Below are 3035 nucleotides of genomic sequence, written 5' to 3'. Positions count from 1 at the left end.
GACGTCGAGGACATATGGCGGCAAGCCCAGGAGAATTGCGCGTGCTACGGCTTTCAGACGTTCGAATGGCTCTCCACGTGGCAAGCGACGATTGGCGATGCGGAAGGAATCAAGCCTCATATCGTTCAAGTGGCCGACAGGAGCGGAAATACGCTGATGCTGTTGCCTCTTGGGATTCAGAGGCGGTTCGGCCTATCCCTCCTCAAGTTCCTCGGCGGCGACGCCACCGATTATCACGCCCCGATCGTCCGTACGGTGTTCGCCGCGGCTCTGGGCGCAGCGGGCCTCGACCGGCTCATGGCGCGCGTGATGGAGCAACTGCCTCCGGTCGATGTGATCGATTTTGAAAAGATGCCGTTGAAGATTGAGGATGCGACGAATCCTCTCGCCGCACTGCCTGGCGTCGAGCATGTTCACAATGCCCATATCGCCACGCTTGGCGCCACATTTGACGCGTTTAAGGAACGCCGCAGCAAGAAGTTTTTTCGTACCGGCGATCGTCGATGGCGCCAGCTTTCACGAATTGCGCCTGTTCATTTTTGTATTTGTAACGCGAACGAGGCTTTAACAAATATTATTTCTATATTGATCAGCCAGAAAAGGCGTATGTATTGGAAAACGGGCTGCCGCGACCTATTCGATAATCCGCGCCTGCACAGGTTCTACACCTCATTGGCGCAAAATAATTTATCAACAGGCCTCATCCAGACATCGTCCCTCTGTGTTGGCGAAACCGTAGCGGCGGCGCATATCGGCATGGTATTCCGGGGACGCTTTTATTGGATCCTGCCGAGCTATGACGCCGACAATTGGGCGCGATATTCCCCCGGGCGCCTTCTCATGCAAAACCTGATTGAGTGGAGCATCTCGGCCGGCCTGAAGACGTTTGATCTAACCATCGGAGATGAAGACTATAAGAGACTATGGGCAGATCACACTGTGCCGCTCTATCAATTTACGAGTGGATTGACCGTAACAGGCAAAATTTATCTGCTCATTCGCACGGCCGGCGGGCGCCTTCGTGCGTTTGCCAGACAAAGGCCTTGGCTTGCGGCCTGCGTGAGAGCTTGGCGTCGCCACAAGTCCTCCAGCCGGTTCCGGTGAAACGGCGAGATGTTTGACGCCGGTCGGTCGCTGGGGGCTGACCTTTATCCGACCATGATCGACCCTGTGGCGCGGGACGGTTCCCCGCCCCATCTCGAAATTCAAACTGAGATGTCATGACTCGCTTTCATTGCTTGCTTTTGGTTTTAGAACAAAGTAAGAACATTTACAGACAAACCAGCGTGAGAGCCGCCCGATGGCGCGAATCCCGTCCCTTCAGCTTCATTCCGGCGACGCCCGGCCCCTGCCGGCCGAGTGGCGCGACCTGCTCGACCTGCTGCCGGAGGATCTGCGCGACCTCTATGAAGAGCGCGCCGCTTTGATCGAATATGACGGCGGCGAGAAACGCGCCACCGCCGAGCGCCGCGCTTTCGAATGCGTGATGCTGCAGGCGGAGGCGCGCGGAGGCGCTTTCTGGGGACGGCGCGCCGGCGGCGCTGGCGAAAGAGTCTCGGCTGTGAATTGATGAAAAATCCTGATTCGCTCGCGCCATCCGATGTCCCGACGCCCGCTGACCTTCTATGAATTTTTCGCCGGCGGCGGCATGGCCCGTGCTGGCCTCGGCGCGGATTGGTCCTGCCTGTTCGCCAATGACCTCGATCCCGACAAGGCGGCGTCCTATCGCGCCAATTGGGGCGACGGGGATTTCGTCGAGGGCGACCTCGGCGCGCTTTCCGTGGACGCCCTCCCCGGCCGGGCCGATCTCGCCTGGGCCTCCTTCCCCTGTCAGGATCTTTCGCTCGCCGGGACCGGCCGGGGCATGGGCGCGGCCGGCGACGCCGTGAAGACGCGCAGCGGCGCCTTCTGGCTGTTCCACGACAAGATGCGCGCCCTGCGCGACGAAGGCCGCGCGCCGCGCGCCATCGTGCTGGAAAATGTCGTCGGCGTGCTGACCTCCCACGGCAAGCGCGATTTTTGCGCCGTGGTCGCCGCGCTGGACGAGATCGGCTATCGCACCGGCGCGCTGACGCTCGACGCGCGCTGGTTCACGCCGCAATCGCGGCCGCGCGTGTTTTTCGTCGCCGTGCAGAAAAACCCGCCTTTCCCGCATGGCCTGACAGCGGCGGAGCCGAACCCGCTCTGGGCCTCGCCCGCTTTGCGCGCGGCCCAGGCCGCTTTGCCCGAACGTCTGGCGGTCGATTGGGTGTGGTGGCGCCTGCCGGAGCCGCCGCGCCGCAATCGCGACCTGATCGACCTGCTCGAAGACGCGCCGGCCGACGCGCCCTGGCGTCCGGCGGAAGCCAATGCGCGGCTGCTCGCCTTGATGGCGCCGGCCCATCGCGAGAAGATCGCCGAGGTTCAGGCCGACGGCCGGCGCGTGGTGGGAACAATCTACCGCCGCACCCGTTTCGACGAAAACGGAATCAAACGGCAGCGCGCCGAGGTCCGCTTCGACGGCGTCGCGGGTTGCCTGCGCACGCCAGGCGGCGGCAGTTCCCGGCAGACGCTGATCGAGATCCAGGGCGGAACCATTCGCACGCGCCTGCTGTCGTCGCGCGAGACGGCGCGGCTGATGGGCCTGCCCGACTCCTATCTTCTGCCGAAAAGCGCCAGCGCCGCCTATAAATTATGCGGTGACGGCCTTTGCGCGCCGGTCGTGCGCCATCTCGCCGACCACCTGCTGGCCCCGCTGCTGGGCGACGCATCAACCGACGAAATGGCGGCGGCGGAATGACGGCGCTCGAATGACGGATAGCGCTCGCAATTGCACAAGTAAATTTTGCGCCGCCCAATCGTTAATAGTTCACGATGGAACAATGTGTTCAAATTTAATTGTTGTTTTCTACACAAAAAGGCCGTAATAAAAAGCGATCAAGCCTTCAAAATAGCTCACACATAATAAGAGCGCGAGACGGCCATCAAAAACACTTCGTTCGCATTGATATAATCTAATCGTCATAGTTTTTTGCTAAAGCCCGCTCGTCGCAAGA

Annotated in this window: 3 protein-coding genes; all 3 read left to right on the top strand. The window is 60.9% G+C overall.

What is annotated here, in order from left to right; genetic code table 11:
* A partial coding sequence (locus tag ACE3S9_RS17620) for a GNAT family N-acetyltransferase (protein WP_374547785.1) occupies positions 1 to 1104 on the top strand: 1104 nt, incomplete at its 5' end.
* Between the two features lie 196 nt (positions 1105 to 1300).
* Positions 1301 to 1570, top strand: a complete 270-nt coding sequence (locus tag ACE3S9_RS17615) for a hypothetical protein (RefSeq protein ID WP_374547784.1) — start codon at positions 1301 to 1303, stop codon at positions 1568 to 1570.
* Between the two features lie 30 nt (positions 1571 to 1600).
* Entirely contained in the window at positions 1601 to 2779 is a 1179-nt protein-coding gene (locus ACE3S9_RS17610) for a DNA cytosine methyltransferase (protein ID WP_374547783.1), read from the top strand.
* The last annotated feature ends 256 nt before the right edge of the window (positions 2780 to 3035 follow it).

Source organism: Rhodoblastus sp., assembly GCF_041915505.1.
GTDB lineage: Bacteria > Pseudomonadota > Alphaproteobacteria > Rhizobiales > Beijerinckiaceae > Rhodoblastus.
Note: the sequence above shows the minus strand (reverse complement) of the source record. Positions and strands in the feature narration are given on the sequence as shown.

Coding starts and splice junctions, on each gene's coding strand:
- ACE3S9_RS17610 (WP_374547783.1), top strand. CDS start 1,601: ATGTCCCGACGCCCGCTGACCTTCTATGAATTTTTCGCCGGCGGCGGC.
- ACE3S9_RS17615 (WP_374547784.1), top strand. CDS start 1,301: ATGGCGCGAATCCCGTCCCTTCAGCTTCATTCCGGCGACGCCCGGCCC.